The organism is Methylobacterium sp. 1A, from assembly GCF_058072805.1.
The window spans coordinates 3,530,085-3,549,857 of sequence record NZ_JBYQVE010000001.1 but is presented as its reverse complement, the minus strand read 5'-3'; the positions used below and the strand labels follow the sequence as shown (position 1 = coordinate 3,549,857).

Annotated in this window: 15 protein-coding genes; 11 read left to right on the top strand and 4 right to left on the bottom strand. The window is 73.8% G+C overall.

The annotated features are described in order from the left end of the window. Positions 1–209: 209 nt before the first annotated feature. The 7 genes from uvrA (at position 210) to ACX9MN_RS17135 (ending at position 9,919) form a co-directional block, all read left to right on the top strand. On the top strand, positions 210–3,353 hold the full coding sequence (gene uvrA, locus ACX9MN_RS17165) for an excinuclease ABC subunit UvrA (RefSeq protein ID WP_489725001.1): 3,144 nt from the start codon (positions 210–212) through the stop codon (positions 3,351–3,353). 611 nt (positions 3,354–3,964) lie between these two features. Beyond that, positions 3,965–4,945, top strand: coding sequence for a transporter (locus tag ACX9MN_RS17160; RefSeq protein ID WP_020095500.1), 981 nt, complete (start codon positions 3,965–3,967; stop codon positions 4,943–4,945). Between the two features lie 275 nt (positions 4,946–5,220). Beyond that, the gene (locus tag ACX9MN_RS17155) at positions 5,221–6,195 is read left to right on the top strand and encodes a S1C family serine protease (protein WP_020095499.1); all 975 of its coding nucleotides are present in this window, start codon (positions 5,221–5,223) and stop codon (positions 6,193–6,195) included. 166 nt (positions 6,196–6,361) lie between these two features. Next, positions 6,362–6,631, top strand: a complete 270-nt coding sequence (locus ACX9MN_RS17150; RefSeq protein ID WP_020095498.1) for a GCG_CRPN prefix-to-repeats domain-containing protein — start codon at positions 6,362–6,364, stop codon at positions 6,629–6,631. Positions 6,632–6,914: 283 nt separating this feature from the next. Then, positions 6,915–7,061, top strand: a complete 147-nt coding sequence (locus tag ACX9MN_RS17145; protein WP_020095497.1) for a DUF1127 domain-containing protein — start codon at positions 6,915–6,917, stop codon at positions 7,059–7,061. Positions 7,062–7,151: 90 nt separating this feature from the next. Further along, positions 7,152–8,615, top strand: coding sequence for a methylenetetrahydrofolate--tRNA-(uracil(54)-C(5))-methyltransferase (FADH(2)-oxidizing) TrmFO (gene trmFO, locus ACX9MN_RS17140; protein ID WP_489725000.1), 1,464 nt, complete (start codon positions 7,152–7,154; stop codon positions 8,613–8,615). Between the two features lie 101 nt (positions 8,616–8,716). Continuing rightward, the gene (locus ACX9MN_RS17135) at positions 8,717–9,919 is read left to right on the top strand and encodes a Zn-dependent hydrolase (protein WP_091677322.1); all 1,203 of its coding nucleotides are present in this window, start codon (positions 8,717–8,719) and stop codon (positions 9,917–9,919) included. Between the two features lie 45 nt (positions 9,920–9,964). On the opposite strand, the gene ACX9MN_RS17130 is transcribed toward ACX9MN_RS17135, so the two are convergent. After that, complete coding sequence (locus ACX9MN_RS17130) at positions 9,965–10,684, bottom strand: CatB-related O-acetyltransferase (RefSeq protein WP_020095494.1); 720 nt, start codon at positions 10,682–10,684, stop codon at positions 9,965–9,967. Continuing rightward, positions 10,681–14,649, bottom strand: coding sequence for a glycosyltransferase (locus ACX9MN_RS17125; RefSeq protein ID WP_489724999.1), 3,969 nt, complete (start codon positions 14,647–14,649; stop codon positions 10,681–10,683). The genes ACX9MN_RS17130 and ACX9MN_RS17125 overlap by 4 nt, the downstream gene beginning before the upstream one ends. Before the next feature lie 327 nt (positions 14,650–14,976). Here ACX9MN_RS17125 and ACX9MN_RS17120 point away from each other — a divergent pair, with 327 nt between their 5' ends. The 4 genes from ACX9MN_RS17120 (at position 14,977) to ACX9MN_RS17105 (ending at position 18,542) form a co-directional block, all read left to right on the top strand. After that, a complete protein-coding gene (locus tag ACX9MN_RS17120) occupies positions 14,977–15,609 on the top strand; it encodes a PadR family transcriptional regulator (protein ID WP_020093357.1) in 633 nt (210 codons plus the stop codon). Further along, a complete protein-coding gene (locus ACX9MN_RS17115) occupies positions 15,606–16,574 on the top strand; it encodes a glycosyltransferase family protein (RefSeq protein WP_489724998.1) in 969 nt (322 codons plus the stop codon). Before ACX9MN_RS17120 ends, ACX9MN_RS17115 begins: the two co-directional genes overlap by 4 nt. Further along, positions 16,571–17,527, top strand: a complete 957-nt coding sequence (locus tag ACX9MN_RS17110) for a glycosyltransferase family 2 protein (protein ID WP_489724997.1) — start codon at positions 16,571–16,573, stop codon at positions 17,525–17,527. Before ACX9MN_RS17115 ends, ACX9MN_RS17110 begins: the two co-directional genes overlap by 4 nt. Positions 17,528–17,603: 76 nt before the next feature. Continuing rightward, entirely contained in the window at positions 17,604–18,542 is a 939-nt protein-coding gene (locus ACX9MN_RS17105) for a hypothetical protein (protein ID WP_489724996.1), read from the top strand. A gap of 7 nt (positions 18,543–18,549) precedes the next feature. On the opposite strand, the gene rutD is transcribed toward ACX9MN_RS17105, so the two are convergent. Together rutD and rutC are read right to left on the bottom strand one after the other, a co-directional pair. Continuing rightward, complete coding sequence (gene rutD / locus ACX9MN_RS17100; protein WP_489725234.1) at positions 18,550–19,332, bottom strand: pyrimidine utilization protein D; 783 nt, start codon at positions 19,330–19,332, stop codon at positions 18,550–18,552. Further along, complete coding sequence (rutC, locus tag ACX9MN_RS17095) at positions 19,329–19,715, bottom strand: pyrimidine utilization protein C (RefSeq protein ID WP_020093352.1); 387 nt, start codon at positions 19,713–19,715, stop codon at positions 19,329–19,331. The genes rutD and rutC overlap by 4 nt, the downstream gene beginning before the upstream one ends. Positions 19,716–19,773 lie beyond the last annotated feature (58 nt).

Genomic DNA, 19,773 nt, shown 5'->3' with positions numbered 1-19,773 from the left:
GCGAAGACGGTCGCGCGTTCACCGAGCGGTTGCCGACGTACGCGTTTCGTTCTAGCAAGGGCGGCGCATGACGGGCCTGCGTCCCGCCGGCCGCATCTTGCCGCGGGCCCCCTCGGGCTCGACATGAGCCGGAGCGGCGGCTGGCCCGCGCGCGAATCCGTCCGACTTCGTCGATGCCTCGGTCGACGCCTCGAAAGACCGCCGCCCTCATGGCCAAAGCCCAAGCTGGAAGTCGTGCCGCAAGCCGCGTCGGTGCTGCCCAAGCCGCACCGAAAGCTGCCGCCAAAGCGCCTTCCAAGACGGCTCCGAAAGCCCCGGCGACGGCCAAGGCGCCCCAGTCCAAGGCGCCCCAGTCCAAGGTGCCCGAGTCCAAGCCGGTTCGCGCGAAATCCAGCTCCCCCGGCGCGCGGAACGAAGCCGCCATCGACGCCAAGCTGGAGGCCCTGTTCGACGCCGCGCCGGCCCCCGTCGAGGACCGGCGGGTCATCGCGATCCGCGGCGCCCGGGAGCACAATCTCAAGAACGTCGACCTGACCATCCCGCGGGACAAGCTCGTGGTCTTCACCGGGCTCTCGGGCTCGGGCAAGTCGTCGCTCGCCTTCGACACGATCTACGCCGAGGGGCAGCGCCGCTACGTCGAGTCGCTCTCGGCCTACGCCCGCCAGTTCCTGGAGATGATGTCCAAGCCCGACGTCGACCAGATCGACGGGCTGTCGCCGGCGATCTCGATCGAGCAGAAGACCACCTCGAAGAACCCCCGCTCGACCGTGGGGACGGTGACCGAGATCTACGACTACATGCGCCTGCTCTGGGCGCGGGTCGGCATCCCCTACTCGCCGGCCACCGGCCTGCCGATCGAGAGCCAGACCGTCCAGCAGATGGTCGACCGGGTGCTGGAACTGCCGGAGAAGACCCGGCTCTACCTGCTGGCGCCCGTGGTCCGCGGGCGGAAAGGCGAGTACCGCAAGGAGATCGCCGAATACCAGAAAAAAGGCTTCCAGCGGCTGCGCGTGAACGGCGAATACTACGCCATCGACGATGTGCCCAAGCTCGACAAGAAGTTCAAGCACGACATCGACGTGGTGGTGGACCGGATCGTGGTCCGGGCCGATATCGGCTCGCGGCTCGCCGATTCCTTCGAGACCGCGCTGGAACTCGCCGACGGCGTCGCCGAGATCGTGTTCGCCGACGCCCCCGAGGGCGAGGCGCCGCGGACCGTCACCTTCTCGTCGCGCTTCGCCTGCCCGGTCTCGGGCTTCACCATCGCGGAGATCGAGCCGCGGCTGTTCTCGTTCAACAACCCGTTCGGCGCCTGCCCGACCTGCAGCGGCATCGGCCACGAGATGCGGATCGATCCCGAGCTGGTGATCTCCGACCCTGGCTTAAGCCTGAAGCGCGGCGCGGTCGGCCCCTGGGCGAAGTCGACCTCGCCCTATTACGGCCAGACGCTCGAGGCGCTCGCCGAGCATTTCGGCTTCAAGACGGGCGTCCCCTGGCAGAGCCTGTCGGAGACGGCCCGCGCCATCGTGCTCTACGGCTCGGGCAAGCAGGCGGTGCGCTTCGCCTACGACGACGGCTTGCGCAAGTACACGGTCAACAAGCCCTTCGAGGGCGTGATCCCGAACCTGGAGCGCCGCTACAAGGAGAGCGACTCGGACGCCGTGCGCGAGGAGATCGGGCGCTTCATGAGCGAGACGCCCTGCGCCGCCTGCGGCGGCAAGCGGCTGAAACCCGAGGCTCTGGCCGTGAAGGTCGCCATGGCGGACATCGCCGACGTGACCGCCCTCTCGGTCTCCGAGGCGCACCGGTGGTTCTCGGACCTGCCCGGGAAGCTGACCGCGAAGCAGAACGAGATCGCGGTCCGGATCCTGAAAGAGATCCGCGACCGGCTGAGCTTCCTGGTGGATGTCGGCCTGGAATACCTGACGCTCGCCCGCGGCTCCGGCTCGCTCTCGGGCGGCGAGAGCCAGCGCATCCGCCTCGCCTCGCAGATCGGCTCCGGCCTGACCGGCGTGCTCTACGTGCTGGACGAGCCCTCGATCGGCCTGCACCAGCGCGACAACGAGCGGCTCCTCGGCACGCTCAAGCGCCTGCGCGACCTCGGCAACTCGGTGATCGTGGTCGAGCACGACGAGGACGCGATCCTGCAGGCCGATTACGTGGTCGATGTCGGCCCGGGCGCCGGCATCCACGGCGGCGAGATCATCGCGCAGGGCACCCCCGCGGAGGTGCTGGCGAACCCCGCCTCGCTCACCGCCAAGTATCTCACGGGCGCGATGGCGGTGCGCACCCCGACCGCCCGCCGCAAGGGCCGGAAGGGCAAGCTCGGCCTGTTCGGCGCGCGGGGCAACAATCTCAAGGACGTGGACGTCGAGATCCCGCTCGGCACCTTCACGTGCATCACCGGCGTCTCGGGGGGCGGCAAGTCCACCCTGGTGATCGACACCCTCTACAAGGCCGTCGCCAAGAAGCTGAACGGCGCCCTGGAGCACCCGGCCCCCTACGGGCGGCTGGAGGGGCTGGAGCACCTCGACAAGGTCATCGACATCGACCAGTCGCCGATCGGCCGCACGCCGCGCTCGAACCCCGCCACCTATATCGGCGCCTTCACGCCGATCCGCGACTGGTTCGCGGGCCTCCCCGAGGCCAAGGCGCGGGGCTACCAGCCCGGGCGCTTCTCGTTCAACGTCAAGGGCGGGCGCTGCGAGGCCTGCTCGGGCGACGGCGTCATCAAGATCGAGATGCACTTCCTGCCGGACGTCTACGTCACCTGCGACGTCTGCAAGGGCAAGCGCTACGACCGCGAGACCCTGGAGGTGAAGTACCGGGGCAAGTCCATCGCCGACGTGCTCGACTCCACCGTCGAGGAGGCGGCCGAGCTGTTCAAGGCGGTGCCGGCGATCCGCGACAAGCTCGAGACCCTGAAGCGGGTCGGCCTGCACTACGTCCATGTCGGCCAGCAGGCCACCACCCTGTCGGGGGGCGAGGCACAGCGCGTGAAGCTCTCCAAGGAGCTGTCGAAGCGCGCCACCGGCCGCACCCTCTACATCCTCGACGAGCCGACCACCGGCCTGCACTTCCACGACGTCGCCAAGCTCATGGAGGTGCTCCACGAGCTGGTCGACCAGGGCAACACCGTGGTGGTGATCGAGCACAACCTCGAAGTGATCAAGACCGCCGACTGGGTGATCGACATGGGTCCCGAGGGCGGCGACGGCGGCGGCCGGGTGGTGGCGCAGGGCACGCCGGAAGAGATCGCCCGCGCCAAGGCCAGCCATACCGGCCGGTTCCTGCGCGAGGTGCTGGAGCGGCGGCCCGCCTCACCCGCGAGCCGCGGTCGCGCCGCGGAGTAGCGCGGCGGCGGAGGGGGCGGACCTTCCGGGGGCGGGCATCGCACGCACCGGCGTCCGTGCCGGACGCGCCACCGCCCCTGCAGTGCGGGCGCGGGTCCGACGCGACGATCACCCGCTCCCGGGCCGGCGCGGCAGTTTCTGCCGGGTCTCGGCCGGACCCCGCGCCCGTGGACGGTGATTCGAGCGGCCGGATCCGGCTCCGGACCCGCCGCCGACCGGCTCGGAGCCGGATCCCGGCCCGCGCGTCCGGACCGGCGGCCTGCCCGATCACCTTCCCGCCTTTGCCGGATTCTCCCGCGGCCCGGGCCGGCAACAGCTTGACCGTTCAACGATATTTTGCCGAAACCGCGATCCGAGCAGGGTCTGTGGACAGTGTTGCATCGCCGCAAAAATGCGGCTTTTGCGCAACGGTTCGGCCGGTTGTGGCGTTTCGGCGAGCATTCCACTGTCTTTCCGCAGGTCTCTGTAGAATAGTCGCAGACGTTGAGACGGGCAGGCTCCGTGGGGGCGCTCGGCAGGTCCGAAGCCGGCAGCCGCGATAGGCGAGCAGACCGGCAGGGAAGTGCCGAATGCGGGACGGACGCCGTATGACCTTGGGAAGGAATGAGAAAATGATGAAGAACTGGCTCGCGGCCGGCACGGTCGCGCTCACGGTCGGCATGACCTCGACGATCGCGCAGGCGCAGACCACGACGGTTCCGGGCGAGCAGGTCGGCCTCGCGGTCGGCGCGCCGCTGCCGGAAGGCCTCTACGCGATCAACACGTTCACCTATCGCCGCACCGACGCGCCGAACTCGCCCGACACGGCCGTCAACATCCCGGTCCTGGTCTGGTCGACCCCGTTCGTGCCGTTCGGCGGCCGCGTCGAGCTGCTCGTGGCGCCCCCGACCGTGTTCGCCTTCACCCGCAACCCGGCGGGCGTGCGCAACAAGGACATCTCGATCAACGTCGGCACCTTCGTCGGCGGCATCTGGGCCTTCGACCTCGGCAACAACTTCGGCGTCAGCTTGCTCGGCGGCGCCTACCTGAACGACCTGAACGGCGACCGCGGCTCGATCATCACCGCGAACGGCACGACGGCCACCCCGGTCCTGCCGCAGCTCTCCTCCAACACCTACCGCTTCGGCATCGCCGGCAGCTACACGGGTGACGGCTGGAACATCACCGCCAACCTGACCGCCAACATCTACGACTCGCCCGGCCGCTTCCCCGGCCAGGTCGGCGCCGCCATCGGCCCGATCCGCCTGTCGGACGCCCTGAACTTCGACCTCACGGCGACCAAGAAGTTCGGCAACTTCGAGATCGGCCCGATCGCCTACGGCACCTACAACTTCGACATCAGCCAGGCCAGCGCCGCGGCCGGGAACCGTGGCCGGTTCGCCCTCGGCGGCCTCATCGGCTACGACTTCAAGATCTTCACCGTCCAGGCCTACGTTGCCCGCGACGTCGTGACCGGCGCGCAGTACACCAACGCGTTCGGCCGCACCCGCGACAACTACTCCACCGACGGCTGGATCCGGTTCATCGTGCCGCTCTACTCGCCGACCCCGGCCGCCGCGCCGGTCCCGGCGCCGCTGGTCCGCAAGTACTGAGATCCTTCCGAGACACCGGGCTCCCCGCCGCCGCGCGGCGGGGGCTCCCGGATCTCCGACAGGCCGTCCTCCGGGACGGCGCGCCGCCCGGCTCCGCCGGGCGGTTTTTCTTTGTGCCGGTGCCGCCGCGGGCCGCACCCGGCCGCCCCGGGCGGGCCCGTGCCACGGGTCGCAGCCGGCCGCGGGTGACGCGGGCGGCGCGGACATCCTATGGTGTGCCGATGGCGCGGCTCCGGGGCCGACCGGAGCGCAGGCGGACGAGCCGAAGGATTGTCATGGCGACGCAGGGCGAGTGGAAGATCCCCGCGCAGGCCCAGCCCAGGCCCGCGGATTACGGCTACGACCTCGACCGGGCGCTCTCCGCGGTCCTGGCCCTGTCGGCGCGGATCCCGGACAGCGCGTTCACGGCCGAGACGCTCGGCACCGAGCGCGCCGGCAACGGCGTGGTGATCCGCGAGGACGGGCTGGTGCTCACCATCGGCTACCTCGTCACCGAGGCCGAGAGCGTCTGGCTCACCACCCGGGACGGCCGCTCGGTGCCCGGCCACGTCCTCGGCTTCGACGCCGCCACGGGCTTCGGCCTGGTCCAGGCGCTCGGCGATCTCGGCGTGCCGGCCCTCCCGCTCGGCCACTCGGCCGGGCTCAAGACCGGCGACCGGGCCGTGCTGGCCGGGGCGGGCGGGCGCCAGCGCTGCGTCGCCGTCGAGGTCGTGGCCCGGCAGGAATTCGCCGGCTACTGGGAGTACGTCCTCGACGAGGCCCTGTTCACCGCCCCCGCGCACCCGCACTGGGGCGGGACCGCGCTGATCGGCCCCCAGGGCGACCTGCTGGGCATCGGCTCGCTGCAGCTGCAGCAGGGCGGCGGCGGCGCGGCGCGGCCGATCAACATGGTCGTGCCCATCGATCTTCTGACGCCGATCCTCGAGGACCTCGCCACGCGCGGGCGGGCCGACCGGCCGCCCCGCCCCTGGCTCGGCCTCTACGCCACCGAGAGCGAGGAGGGCATCGTCGTGATGGGCCTCGCCGATAACGGCCCGGCCGAGACCGGCGGCCTCCAGGCCGGCGACGTGATCGAGGCGGTGGCCGGCGAGCCGGTGGCCGACCTCGCCGCCCTGTTCCGGAGCGTCTGGGCCCTGGGCGAGGCCGGGGTGCGGGTCCCCCTCACGATCCGCCGGGAGGGGCGCGGCGTGAAGCTCGCCCTCGTCTCCGGGGATCGGGAGCGGTTTCTGCGCACGCCCTCGCTGCACTGAAGTCGCGACCCGGAGCGTGCAACCTTCGCGCTCCGCGCGGCGTTGCCGCGGCGCCGTCGCGGGCCTGTACCGGACACAACCTACGGCTCAGCGACGGTTCAGGTGGCGGGACCGAATCTCGAACGACCGGCTCCCGATCCGCCGGAAACGTTGAGGAGATCCAGTCATGACGATTCTGAGCGCACCGCGCGCGAAGGCACTCGTGATGGCCGCCGCGATCGCCGGCGGCCTCGGGCTCGCGGGGTCTGCCGAGGCGGCCGGGGGCTGCGGCCCCGGCTTCCATCCCAATCCGTGGGGCATCTGCCGGCCGAACTGGGGCCCCCGGCCCTACGGCTACTGGCGGCGCCCGGTCTATTACGGCGGGTACGGCGGTTACTACCGGCCGCGGCCCTTCTACCGGCCCTACGGCTTCTACGGGCCGCGCCCGTTCTACTGAGCCCCCGTCCGAGCCCGTCAGACGGCATGCAGGGCGTCCCGCCGACCGGCGGGGCGCCCTTCGCGCGTGCGGAAGGCTCCTCGGCGCCCTGCATGCGCACAAAGAATGACCATCCGGAAACCTTGCCGGTTTCTTAAGCCGGTTATGCGATTTTCGCAGGTCTGGTGCTTGACCTTGCGACTCCTGCTGCGCTGCGGCGCGATTATATGTGCGTTGCACCAACAAGAGGCAGCGATGCGCAATGGGGCGCCATTGTCTGCCCGAGCAGAGGTCACAGCACACCATGTCCGCCGCCCGTAGCGTCCTGAGCCGCGTCCGCGCCTATCTCCGGTACCGCGACACCGTCACCCAGCTGTCCCGCCTGTCGGACCGCGATCTTGCCGATCTCGGCATCAACCGCAGCGAGATCCGCGGCGTCGCCCGCGTCTGATCCCCGCCTCCGCGTCACAGCGCCCGAGACGAATGCCTCGAAGGACCGCCGCCCGTTGATCCGGACGGCGGTCCTTCGCTATTCTCGGACATGACACAGACCATCCACATCGTCGGCGGCGGCCTCGCCGGATCCGAGGCCGCCTGGCAGGTGGCCGAAGCCGGGCACCGCGCCGTGATCCACGAGATGCGCCCGGTGCGCGGCACCGAGGCGCACCGCACCGACGGGCTGGCCGAGCTCGTCTGCTCCAACTCGTTCCGGTCGGACGACCCCGAGGGCAACGCCGTCGGGCTGCTGCACCAGGAGATGCGCTCCTTGAGCTCGCTGATCATGCGGGCGGCCGACGCCAACCAGGTGCCGGCGGGCGGGGCGCTGGCGGTCGACCGCGAGGGCTTCTCCGCCGCGGTGACCCGGGCCCTGGAGCAGCACCCGAACGTCACCCTCGTCCGCGGGGAGGTCGAGGGCCTGCCGCCGGAGGAGTGGGGCCCCTGCATCGTCGCCACCGGCCCGCTCACCGCGCCGGCGCTGGCCGAGGGCATCCGCGGGCTCACCGGCGCCGAGTCGCTGGCCTTCTTCGACGCGATCGCGCCGATCGTCCACCGCGACTCGATCGACATGGACGTGGCGTGGTTCCAGTCCCGCTACGACAAGCCGGGACCCGGCGGCACGGGCGCGGACTACCTCAACTGCCCGATGACCCGGGAGCAGTACGACGCCTTCGTGGCCGCCCTCGTGGCGGGCGAGAAGATCGGGTTCAAGCAGTGGGAGGGCACGCCCTATTTCGACGGCTGCCTGCCCGTCGAGGTCATGGCCGAGCGCGGTCCCGAGACGCTGCGCCACGGGCCGATGAAGCCCGTGGGGCTCACCAATCCCCGCGACCCGCTGGTCAAGCCCTGCGCGATCGTGCAGCTGCGCCAGGACAACGCGCTGGGCACCCTGTACAACATGGTCGGCTTCCAGACGAAGCTGACCTACGCCGAGCAGGTGCGGGTCTTCCGCATGATCCCCGGCCTGGAGCGGGCCGAGTTCGCCCGCCTCGGCGGCCTGCACCGCAACACCTACCTCGACAGCCCGCGCCTCCTCGACGCCACCCTCCGGCTGCGGGCCCGTCCGACCTTGCGCTTCGCCGGGCAGATCACCGGCTGCGAGGGCTACGTCGAGAGCGCCGCGGTCGGGCTGATGGCCGGCCGCTTCGCCGTCGCGGAGGCGGCCGGCGACCCCCTCGCCCCCCTGCCCCAGAGCACGGCCCTCGGCGCGCTCATCGCCCACATCACCGGCGGCCACCTGATGGCGGACGGGGAGGCCAACGCCCCGCGCTCGTTCCAGCCGATGAACGTGAATTTCGGCCTGTTCCCGCCGCTCGAGCGGGCCCCCCGCAACGAGACCGGCCGGCGCCTGCGCGGACCCGAGAAGGCGGCGCTGAAGAAGCGCGCGCTCACCGACCGGGCCCGGGCCGATCTCGCCGCCTGGCTGGAGGGCGCGGCGGAGGGCGCGGCGGGCGATGCGCGGGGTGGCGCGCAGGGCGCGGCCTCGAGACCTGCGGCGGCGGAATAGCGGGCCGCACGGGGCTTGCACCGCCGGAGGCCTCCTCACGTGGCCGCCTCACTCGGCCTCAACACTTGGCCTCAAACTTGGCCTCATCGCCTGGGCTCACCATGACCGCGATCGACACCCGGGCCTTCCTGGCCGACCTGTACGAACTGCGCGAGATCGGCCGGTTCCGCACCGGCGTCCACCGGCCGACCTTCTCGGCCGACGACATGGAATCCCGGCGCTGGCTGATGGCCCGGCTCGAGGCCTGCGGCCTGGAGGCCTCCATCGACGGGATCGGCAACGTGCTCGGGCGCCACCGCGGGCCGGGCCCGCACCTGCTGGTCGGCAGCCACATCGAGACGCAGAACGAGGCCGGCTGGCTCGACGGGGCGCTGGGCGTCGTGGCCGGGGTCGCGCTGGCCCGCGCCGGGCTGCCCGTCGACGTCGTCGCCTTCGCGGACGAGGAGGGGCACTTCTCGGGGGGCTTCCTGGGCAGCCGCTCGGCGATCGGCGACCTGACCGAGGCCGAGATCGACGAGGCCCGCAACCGCACCGACGGCACGCCGCTCCGCGCCGCGCTCGCGAGCGCCGGCCTCGCCGGCCTGCCCCGGACGCGGCTCGACCCGGACCGCTACCGCGGCTTCCTCGAGATGCACATCGAGCAGGGCACGCAGCTCGAATCCGCCGGCCTGCATCTCGGCGTGGTGAGCGGCATCGTGGCGATCTGGCAGTTCCGGATCGACTTCGCCGGCAACCAGGACCACGCGGGCGGCACCACCATGGCGGAGCGCCGGGACGCGGGTCTCTCGGCGGTGCGGCTGCTCGCGGCGATCGACCGGGAATTCCCGAAGGTCTGCGGGCCGCGCAGCACCTGGACCACGGGACGGATCACCCTGGATCCCGGCGGCTTCAGCATCATCCCGGGGCGGGCCGAGGTGTATTTCCAGTTCCGCGACGTGGCGATGCCCGTGCTGGAGCGGATGGAGGCCTGCCTGGAGGCGCTGGTGCGGGACTCGAACCGGCGCGAGCGCTGCCCGGCCACGCTGACGGCCCTGGCCAAGGCGATCCCCGCCCCCTGCGACCCAGCCCTGATGCGCGCCCTCTCGGAGGCGGCCGAGAGCGTCTGCCCCGGCGGGTGGCAGGTGATGCCGTCGGGGGCCGGGCACGACGCCCAGAACGTCGCCCGGATCCTGCCGGCCGCGATGCTGTTCGTGCCCTCGATCGGCGGCATCAGCCACCACTGGGCGGAGGATACCAGCGACGCCGACCTCGCCCTCGGCGTGCGGGCGCTGGGTGACGCGGCGGCGCGGGTGCTGGCGGGCTGAGCGCGCCGCCCCGGGCGCCCGGCGCGTTCCGGCGGGCGCCGGGCCTCAGGCGCCCGGCACCAGCGACTGGATCGGGATCAACTCCGGCCGGTATTCCTGCATGCCGCCGGCGATCCGCTCCTCGACGGCGTCGATGAACCGCTCCGGGTCGGTGATCGAGCACTGGCGCAGGTCCCAGAAGGCGTAGCGCCACCATTGCACCTTCAGGTAGCGCTCGATCAGCGCGTCCGGGAAGCGCATCTTCACGATCCGGGCGGGGCTGCCGGCCACGATCGCGTAGGGCGGCACGTCCTTGGTCACCACCGCCATGGCGCCGATCACCGCCCCGTCGCCGATCGTGATGTCGGGCATCAGGAAGGCGCCGTGGCCGATATAGACGTCGTTGCCGATACGCACGCGCTTGGGCCAGAGATACGGGCCGGAGATCTCGTAATCCTCCGCCCGCGGGTCGATGCGGTCGAACACGGCCGAGTGGTGCGTGTAGAACAGCGGCGAGGTCGAGCCGCACTGGACCGGGTGGCTGCCGCGCCCGACCTGGACGCTCTCGCCGATCGAGCAGTAGCGGGCGATGTCGGCCCCGAAATAGTAGCCGCTGACCGCGTACGAGAACGCCCCCATGGTGAGGCAGTAATCGACGCCCATCCACTTGATGCTGCACGGCGGCTCGAAGACGCAATCCTCCGGCAGGCCGAACGGGGCCGGGTGCAGCACCGAGATGCCGCGGCGCAGCATCTCCTGCTTCATGTCCTCGTTGACGGAGATCATGCGGCGTCCTCGTCGCTGGGGTGCCCGGTCCCGGCCGGCGCCGGGTCCAGGCCGTAATAGTCGCCCATCAGGTCGCCGTAGGTGGCGGCCCGGATCGGCACGGTGAGCCGGCCCGCGGCCGAGACGTCGATGGCGAGCAGGCGGTCGTTGAAGGCGGCCGGATCGGTGGCCAGCGCGCCGGGGAGCAGGTGCCCGTTCGGGTAGGCGCGCAGCCGCTCGGCCGGCGCGCCGAGGTCGAAGGCCGCCACCGGCAGGCCGGTGCGCAGCGCCAGGGTCAGCGCGTACGAGTAGGTCTCGGGCCAGATCGCCGGCAGCAGCACGAGGTCGGCCGAGAGCCGCCAGACCAGGTCCAGGGCCTCGTGGTCCCCGGAATAGCGCCCGGTCTGGGCGACCCCGACGCGCTCCAGGCCGATCGCCAGGGCCGGGTCCGAGTAGCCCACGATCGCGAAGTGCAGCGGCAGGTCGCGGTCCTGCGCGTCGGTGGCGAGCGCCTGCAGGAACAGGCCGCCCTTCGTGGCGCTGATCGCGCCGAGCACGGCGACGCGGCGGATTCGGCCGGGCCGCTGGAGGGCGGTCGAGCGCACCGACCGCTCCGGCTCGACATGCGGCCGCACCGTGACTGCGAGGTCCGGGTACACCGTCCGGATCCGGGCCGCCGTGTCGGAGGACGGCGCGAACACCCGCGCGGCGCCCGCCAGGAACGCCCCGAACGCCGCCCGCCGCTCGCCCGGATCCGGCTCCTCGAACCCGTCCGCGTCCACCGCCAGGCACGACCGGCACTCCGCCACCGGCGCCAGGCCGCAGTAGCGCCCGTCCGGCTGCACCAGGTGGTTGCGGTGGCACACCGGCGAGTAGTCGTGCAGCGTCCACGCGTAGGGACGCCCCGACCCCGCCACCACCGCCATCAGCGCCCGCGCCGCGCCCCAGCGCAAGCCCGCCAGCGAGTGCACGTGGATCAGAACCGGCGCCAGCTGCCCGACGAACTCCGCGAGCTCGGCCGCGTCCCGCGGCAGGTACAGGCTGTCGAGGTTGGGCAGGTACAGGAACTCGGGGCCGCGATACGAGACGTGGACCTCGAGGTTGCGGGTCCGGTCGATCTGCAGCAGCACCACGCTCAGGCCCTCGGCCCGGGCCTGCGCGACCATGTCGTCGATGTGCCGCTGGATGCCCCCGCCCCAGCTGTGCGTCACGTACAGCAGCGCCCGGCCGGCGAAGTGCCGGGCGAGCCGCGCCCGGTCGAGCCGCGCCCGCCCGCGCCGGCCGGGATCGGCCTGGACGAACTGCCCGACCCGGGCCGGGTAGTCGGGATGCTTGGCGAGCAGCGCCGCCTGGCCCTGGTCGTACTCGCCGCCCGCGTCGAGCCCGAACGAGATCTGGCCGGCGTGGTGGACGAACACGTCCTCGGCGAGCAGGTTGACGAAGCCGGCCTTGATGGCGCGCAGGCACCAGTCGTTCTCCTCGCCGTAGCCCTTGCCGAAGGCCTCGGCGTCGAGGTCGCCGACGGCGTCGAGGGCGGCGGCGGTCATGTACATGCAGAAGCCGACGCCGGTGGGCACCGGCACGGCGCGGCCGCGGTTGACCTGCGCGGCCACGCGGTCGAGGTCGGGCCGGGCGATCTCGAGCGGCATGGTGTTGTTGGCGTTGAAGCGCGGGTAGGAGCAGATCGTGGCGTTGTTGGACAGGGGCGTGACGCTGCCCACGGGCAGCCCCGCGCCCATCCCTGCCCCGGCCCCTGCCCCGGCCCCTGCCCCAGCCTCTGCCCCTCCTTCCGTGCCGGACCCGGCCCGAGGCTCGGCGTTGTGTTCGGCGTGGGCGACGAGGCGGTCGAGCCAGTCGCCGAAGACTTCAGCGTCGGAGTTGAGCAGGACGACGGCGCGGCCCTGGCGCAGGCCGAGGGCGCGGTTGACCGAGCGGACGAAGCCGAGGTTGCGCTCGTTCTCGACGAGGTGGAACAGGCCGCGGCCGGCGAGCGCGGCGAGGTCCGCGGTGAGCTGCGGGTCGGGGGAGCGGTCGTTGACGGCGAGCAGGGTGAAGGGGGTGGCCTGGGGCGCCGACAGGCAGGCGTGGAGGGCGCGCAGGGTCTCGCCGCGGCCCTTGTAGACCGGGACGATGACGACGACTCGGGCCTGCGCGATGGGCAGGGCCCGGGGCAGGCGGTCCCACGCGTCGGCGGCCGGGGCCTCCATGGGCGGGTAGGTGCCGAGATCCTCGGGGCAGCCCATCAACCCGGCGGCCCGGCCGGTGCGCACGTAGTGCAGGAACGGCGACTCCCCGGGACCCAGCAGGTGCCCGTAGGTCTCCCGGTAGAACGCGATCGAGAAGGCCTTGCTCGGGTCCCGGCCCTCGTGCTGCCCGTAGGCGACGAAGTGGGCGAGCGGCCCGCCGGGGGCCCCGGCGGCGTCGGGGTTGCGCTTGGCGTAGAAGGCGGCGTCGAAGAACGGCGCGACCGTCCGGGCCTCGTCGGCCAGCGCCGCCTCCCGCGAATCCGGCGTGCCGTAGCGGGGGTGGAAGGCACCGGCCGCGATGTCGGTGCCGTGCATCAGCGCCGTGGCGAGGCGGTGGACGAGGGGCGCGAGGCCCGTCTCGCGCATCCCGGGATGCGCGTCGGCGTAGGCCTGCCCGTCGAAGTCGGGCCTGGGGTTGCGGCCCTTCTTCCAGCCGGTGTCGCAGTAGTCGCGCACCGCGTCCTCCGCCTCGGACAGGCCGTAGCGCGCCCGGTAGAAGCCGTGGTCGAAATGCCCCGCCACCAGCCGCGCCTGCAGGTCCAGGAGCGCGTCCCGGTCGAGGGTCTCCTGCCCGATCGCCCCGAGCCAGCCCGTGTCCTCGACCGGCGCCCGCGCCGGCCGCAGCCCGCAGACCCGCAGCAGCGCCGCCAGCGTCGAGCGCCCCGGGCCGGGATCGCGCAGCTCCCGCCAGCCCGCCTCGGCGAAGTGCAGGAACGGCTCGCGCCCGCCCACGTCCGGATAGGTCGCCCGGTACCAGTCCGCGTCCACCGCCGGCAGGTTCAGCCGGTGCGGCCCCGCGAACGGCTCGGCCCCCGTCAGCCGGGTCTCGGCGACGTAGCGGAAGAACGGGTCGTCCGCGACCGCCCGGCTGCCGGCCCGCGCCTGCACGTAGCCGGCCGGGTCGAAGTCCGGCCGCGGGCCGATCCGCGCCCGCCAGCCCTCCGCCACGTAGTGGCGCAGCAACTCCGTGTCCGAGGCATCGGCCAGCGGCTCGGCCTGCGGTCCGGGCAGGCGCCGCCGGTAATGGGCGGCGTCGAAGTAGGGGGCGAGGGTCTCGACCCGCAGCGCGAGCGCGGCCTCCGGGTCGGGGCGGGCCGGTCCGCCGTGGAGGACGTAGTGGACCAGCGGGTTCCGGGTGGCGAAGGTGATCCCGCGGCTGAGGCAGTAGGCCAGGGTGTCGAAGTGCGGCGCCGGCTCGCGGCCCTCGCGCCAGCCGGAGGCCATGTAGTGGTCGACCGGGTCGACGCCGGCGGCGGCGAGGTCGGGGTTGCCGGCGAGATAGTAGGCGCCGTCGACGAGGCGGCGGGCGAGGCGGTGGGCCTCGGCCGTGTCGGGCTTGGGCAGGGCGGCCGCCTCCCCCTTCCCTTCACGTCCGGCGCGGCGGCGCGCGAGGGCGTGCAGGAGCGGGTTGATGCCGGCGCGGGCGAGGTGGGGATGGGCGGCGAGGTAGGCGGCGGAGTCGAAGTCGGGGCGCGGGTCGCGGCCCGCGCGCCAGCCGTGGACGAGGTAGTCGCGCACCGGGTCGGCCGCGATCCCGTACCAGCTCGCGTAGAACGCCGTGTCAAAGTGCGGGGCCAGGGCGGCGATCAGGCGCGCCTCGAGATCCGCGCCGGTCGCCGCGCCCGCCCAGCGTCGGTGGAGCGCCGCCGGCGTGGCCAGCGGGTCGCGCAGCCGGCCGAGGCGGCGTCGCATCCGCGTCAGGGCCGAGATCCGGCCGGTCCCGTCGGAGTCGCGGCGCATCTCAGGACTCTGCGGAGGGGCGTTCGCCGCGGGCCGTCACGGGGCGCGGGATCCATCGGCCGCCCGCCGGGCGGGCGCCGTCGAGGCGCGGGGCTCTGATCGGGTCATGGGCGGCAGCTGGCGGGCAGCGTCGGAGGCGCGAGGCGGCGCGGGAGCGATCGTCCTGTCGGACACAAGTCGCACTAGCGGAACCGGCCGAATCCGTAAACCGCGGGGCGCCGCCGGCGTCCGCGCCGCGGGCCACGCCGCGGACCGGCGGAGGGGCCTTGCTGCCGACCGTATTTCGATATATCTGAAAATTCGTCATATCGAAATCGAGTCGTCTCCATGCATCCCTATGTCTCGGACGGCCTGCACGCCGATCCCTTCGACGCCTTCCGCGTCCGCGCCCATCGCGGGCCGATGGGCGGCGACCCCCGCGGACGGCACGGGCCCCACGGCCACCCGGGTCGCGGTCCCGGCGACCGCCGGATGTTCGGCCGCGGCGGCCGCGGCGACCTCGCGCGCTTCTTCGCCCACGGCGACCTGCGCCTCGTCATCCTCCACCTGATCGCCGAGAAGCCGCGCCACGGCTACGAGATCATCAAGGCGATCGAGGAGCGGGTCGGCGGCGCCTACAGCCCGAGCCCCGGGACCGTCTACCCGACGCTGACCCTCCTGGAGGAACTCGGCCACGTCACGGTGACCCCCGGGGAGGGCACAAAGCGGCTGCACGCGATCACCCCGGAGGGGCAGGCCTTCCTGGACGGCAACCGCCCGACCCTCGAGGCGATCCTCGCCCGGATGGCGGAGGCCGAGGCCGCCCGGGGCGACGGTCCCCCGCCCTCGGTCGTGCGCGCCAAGGAGGGGCTGAAGCTCGCCCTGCAGATGCGGCTCGCCCGCGGCCCGCTCAGCGCCGAGCAGGCCGCCGCCATCACGGCGGCCCTGGAGGCGGCGACCGCCGCGGTGGAGCGGGCGTGACGGGCCGTCCCGCGCCCGTCACCGGACCCATCACCGGACCCGTCACCGGGACGCGGCCGGTGCCCGACCTGCGGCTCGGCAGCCTTGTCCTCGGGATCACCCTGTTCCGGCCGCGGCCGGACCAGGTGGCGCGCGTCCGGGCCCTGGCCTCGGCCGGCGACGCCGCGGTGATCGCCTTCGACAATGGCGGCCTCCCGGCCGGGACGGCCGACCAGCTCGCCCGGGCCGGCGTGACCCTGCTGTCGGCGGGCACGAATCTCGGCATCGCCGAGGCGCTCAACCGGATCGCGGCGGCCGCCCGCGCCGCGGGGGGCGGGACCCTCCTCCTCCTCGACCAGGACGCCGAGCCGCCCGCGGATCTCGCCGCCGCGCTGCTGGCGGCGCGGGACCGGCTGCGGGAGGCCGGGATCCCGGCGGCGGTGGTGGGCCCGGCGCCCGCGCCGGCACCGGGCCACAAGGCGCCGGCCTACCCGCCCCGTCCCGGCGCGCCGGCACGCGACGGCCTCGCCCCGGTGCAGTTCCTGGCGACCTCGGGCTCGCTCCTCGACCTCGACGCCTTCGCGCGGGTCGGGCCGTTCCGCGGCGACTTCTTCATCGACGGGGTCGAGCTCGAATGGTGCTTCCGTGCCTGGAGCCTCGGCTACGGCTGCTACCGAGCCGACGCCGTCGCGATCCCGCACCGCGTCGGCGGCGGGACGATCCGGGCCTTCGGGATCACGATGCCGCGCCAGCCCCTGTTCCGCATGGCGACCTACCTGCGCAACGCGATCTACGCGTGGCGGCTGCCGCACGTGCCGCCGCGCTGGAAACTCGCCCAGGCCGCCTACCTGCCGCTCCAGGCCGGGCTGTACTGGGCGGATTCGGGCTTCCGGCCCGCCGTGCTGCTCAGGCTCCTCGCGGCCGCGCGCGACGGCGCCCTCGGGCGCCTCGGGCCGCCCCGGGACCTGCCCCGGGACCTGCCGTGACCGACCGCCCTGCCCTCGACGTCGTGATCGTCAACTGGAACGGCGGCGGCCTGCTGCGCGCCTGCCTCGCGAGCCTCGCGGCCGCGCGGGACGCCGCGGCCGTGCAGGTCACCGTGGTGGACAACGCCTCGACGGACGGCTCCACCGAGACCCTGCCCGCCCTGCCCCGCCCGCTCCGGCTGATCCAGAACACCGCGAATCTCGGCTTCGGCCGGGCCTGCGACCAGGGCGCCGCCGCCGGCGACGCCCCCGCGATCCTGTTCCTGAACCCTGACACGCAGGTCGCGCCCGACGCGCTCGGCGTGGCCCTGGCCGCCCTGGCGGCCGACCCGCGGACCGGGATCGTGGGCGCGCGGCTCGTCGACCCGGACGGGCGGACCGCGCGCTCCTGCGCCCGGGCGCCCTCGGCGCTGGGCCTCCTCGGCCGCGCCCTGGCGCTGGACCGCCTCGGCCTCGTGCGGCCGCACTTCCTGCTGGAGTGGGACCACGCGGAGGACCGCGCCGTCGACCAGGTGATGGGCGCCTTCCTGATGATCCGCCGCGACCTGTTCCGGAGCCTCGGCGGGTTCGACTCGCGCTTCTTCGTCTACTGGGAGGATGCCGACCTCTGCGAACGGGCCCGGGCGGCGGGCTTCGCGGTGCGGCACGTGGCCGGGGCGGTCGCCCGCCATGTCGGCCAGGGCACGACCCGGCAGGTGCGGGCGCGGCGGCTGTTCTACTTCCTGCGCAGCCAGATCCTGTACGCCGGCAAGCACCACGGCGCCGCGACGGCCCTCGGCCTGGCGGCGGCGAGCTTCGGCGCGCAGGTGCCCCTGCGTCTCGCCCTGGCCCTCGCCCGCCGCTCCCCCCGGGAGGCCGCGGAGGTCCTGCGGGCGGCGGGCCTCCTGGCCGCGGCGCTGCCGGGGCTCGTGCCGGACCTCCTGCGGGCCGCGCGCGCGCGGCCCGCCGCTTGAGCGGGCCGGCGATGCCGTGCCCTGTCCGCGCACCCGCCGCGCAGGGGCCGGCCGCCCGATCGACCCGGACGCGGCCGTGAGACTGCCTGTCACCGGCGACGGCCGGTTCTGGGCCCTTGCCTTCCTGGGCCTCGGCCTCCCGGCCTGCCTCGCGCTGGCCTGGATCGGTCTCACCGGTGAGACCCCGTCCGCCCTCGCCGTCTGCGGCCGGCTCGCCGGCATCGCGGCGTTCCTGGGCCTGGGGCTCGCTGCCCTGGCCCTGGCGACCCGGGGCCGGGCCGCGCTGTTCGCGCTGCTGTGCTTCCCGGCCTCGCTCGCGGCCGCCTCCGGACCGGACGGGCCCGTCCTGGCGCTGGCGGCGCTCGCGGCCGCGCTGCTCAGCCCCCGGCCGATGACGGGCCGGCACGGATCGGCGCGCCGCGCCGGCGCGGCGCTGGCGATCGCCCTGGTGGTGCTGGCGCGGCCGGCCTGCGCGCCCCTCGTGGGGATGCTGCTGGTGCCGTTCCCGCCCCCGGGGCGACGCGTCCGCGCCTGGCGGGAGCGGCTGCCGCTCGCCGCGCTCGCCCTGCTGCCGGCTCTCCTGTCGGCGCTCCTGCCGGCCCTGCTTCCGGCCGCGAGCCCCGGGCTTCCGCCCCCCGGCGCGGCGGGGGGCGGATTGGTGTCCCTGCCCGTCCCGCTGCCCGGGTTCCTCACCGGGGTCTGGGCCGCCGCGCTGCTGGTGCCGCCCGTCGCGCTGCGGCGCGGCCCCCTGCCCCCGCGCGCGGAGCGGCTGTGGCTCTCGGGCTGCGCGCTGCTCGGCCTCTGGCTGGCGGTGCTGCCGCAGGCCCTCGCCCCGGCGGGCGGCCTCGGGGGGATGCAGGCCCGGGACCTGCTGCCGCTGGCGCCGATGCTGATCCTGGCCTTCGCCCGGGGGCGGATCGGCACCGCGGCGGCCCTGCGCTGGCCGGCCCTGCTCCCGGTGCTGGCCGCCGCCCTCGACGCGGTGGTGCTGCCGATGATCGCGCTGCGGGCGTAGCGGGCGCTCAGTCCCGGTCCAGGAACTCCAGGAGCGCCCGGTTGAAGGCCTCGGGCCGGGTGACGCTGTGGGCGTGGCCGCCCTCCGGGGCGAGGGCGAGCCGGGCCTTGGGCAGCGCCGCCGCCAGCCGCTCGGACCGGGTGTAGGGCACCAGCACGTCGTCCCGGGCGGCCATGACCAGGGTCTCGTGGCCGATCGCCCCGAGATGGTCCGCGATGGTGAAGCGCTCCAGGGCGGCGATGCGGGTCAGCACGGTCTCGGCGCCGGGGAAATGCGCCAGGGCCTGCGCCGCGTCGGCTTCGACCCGGTCGGCCTCCGCGGAGAGCCAGGGGGCCGGGTACAGGAAGATCGCCTGGGCCCGCACGTAGGCCTCCGGCCCGCCCCCGGCCAGGATCGCCCGGCGGGCCGCGAAGCAGCGGCGCGTGGCCGGGTCCATCGCGTCCCAGCCGTTGATCACGACGAGGCGCCCGACCCGCCCGGGGGCGTCCAGCGCCATCTGGAGGGCGATCAGGCCGCCGAGCGCGTGGCCGACCACGTCGGCCCGGTCGATCCCGGCCGCGTCCAGCACCCCGAGCGCGTCCCGCGCCATGGCGGGAACGTCGTGGTCCGGCGCGAGCCGGCCGGGCGAGCGCCCGGTGCCGCGGTGGTCGTAGGTGACGACCCGGAACCGCGCGGTCAGGGCCGCCATCTGCGGCGCGAAGTAGCCCGCCGCGCCGCCGAGCCCGGGCGAGAGCAGCACCGGCCGCCCGCCCGCCGCGCCGGCCACCGCGTGATGGAGCGGGCCCATCAGCGGCCGATATGGGCGATCGCGGCGATCTCCACGCGGGCCTCGGGCTTCACGAGGCCGCACTGGATGCAGTAGCGCGCGGGCTTCTCGCCCGGGAAATACTCGGCGTAGACGGCGTTGATCGCCGCGTAGTCGGCCCAGTCCGCCAGGAAGACGTGGTTGAAGGTGACGTCGTCCATGGTGCCGCCCGCGGCCTCGACCACGCCCCGGATGGTCTCCAGCACGTGGCGGGTCTGGGCCGCCGCGTCGCCGGCATGGACCACGTTGGCCTCCGCATCGAGCGGCAGCGTGCCCGAGACGTACAGGATTCCGTCGGCCAGGGTGCCCGGCACGTAGGGGGCCAGCGGCTTGCCGGTCCCCGGCGGTATCACGACCTGCTTGGGCATTCCCCTGCGCCTCCCGCGCGCGACCTGTCGGCCGGGCCGGGCAGGCCGCGCGGGAGGC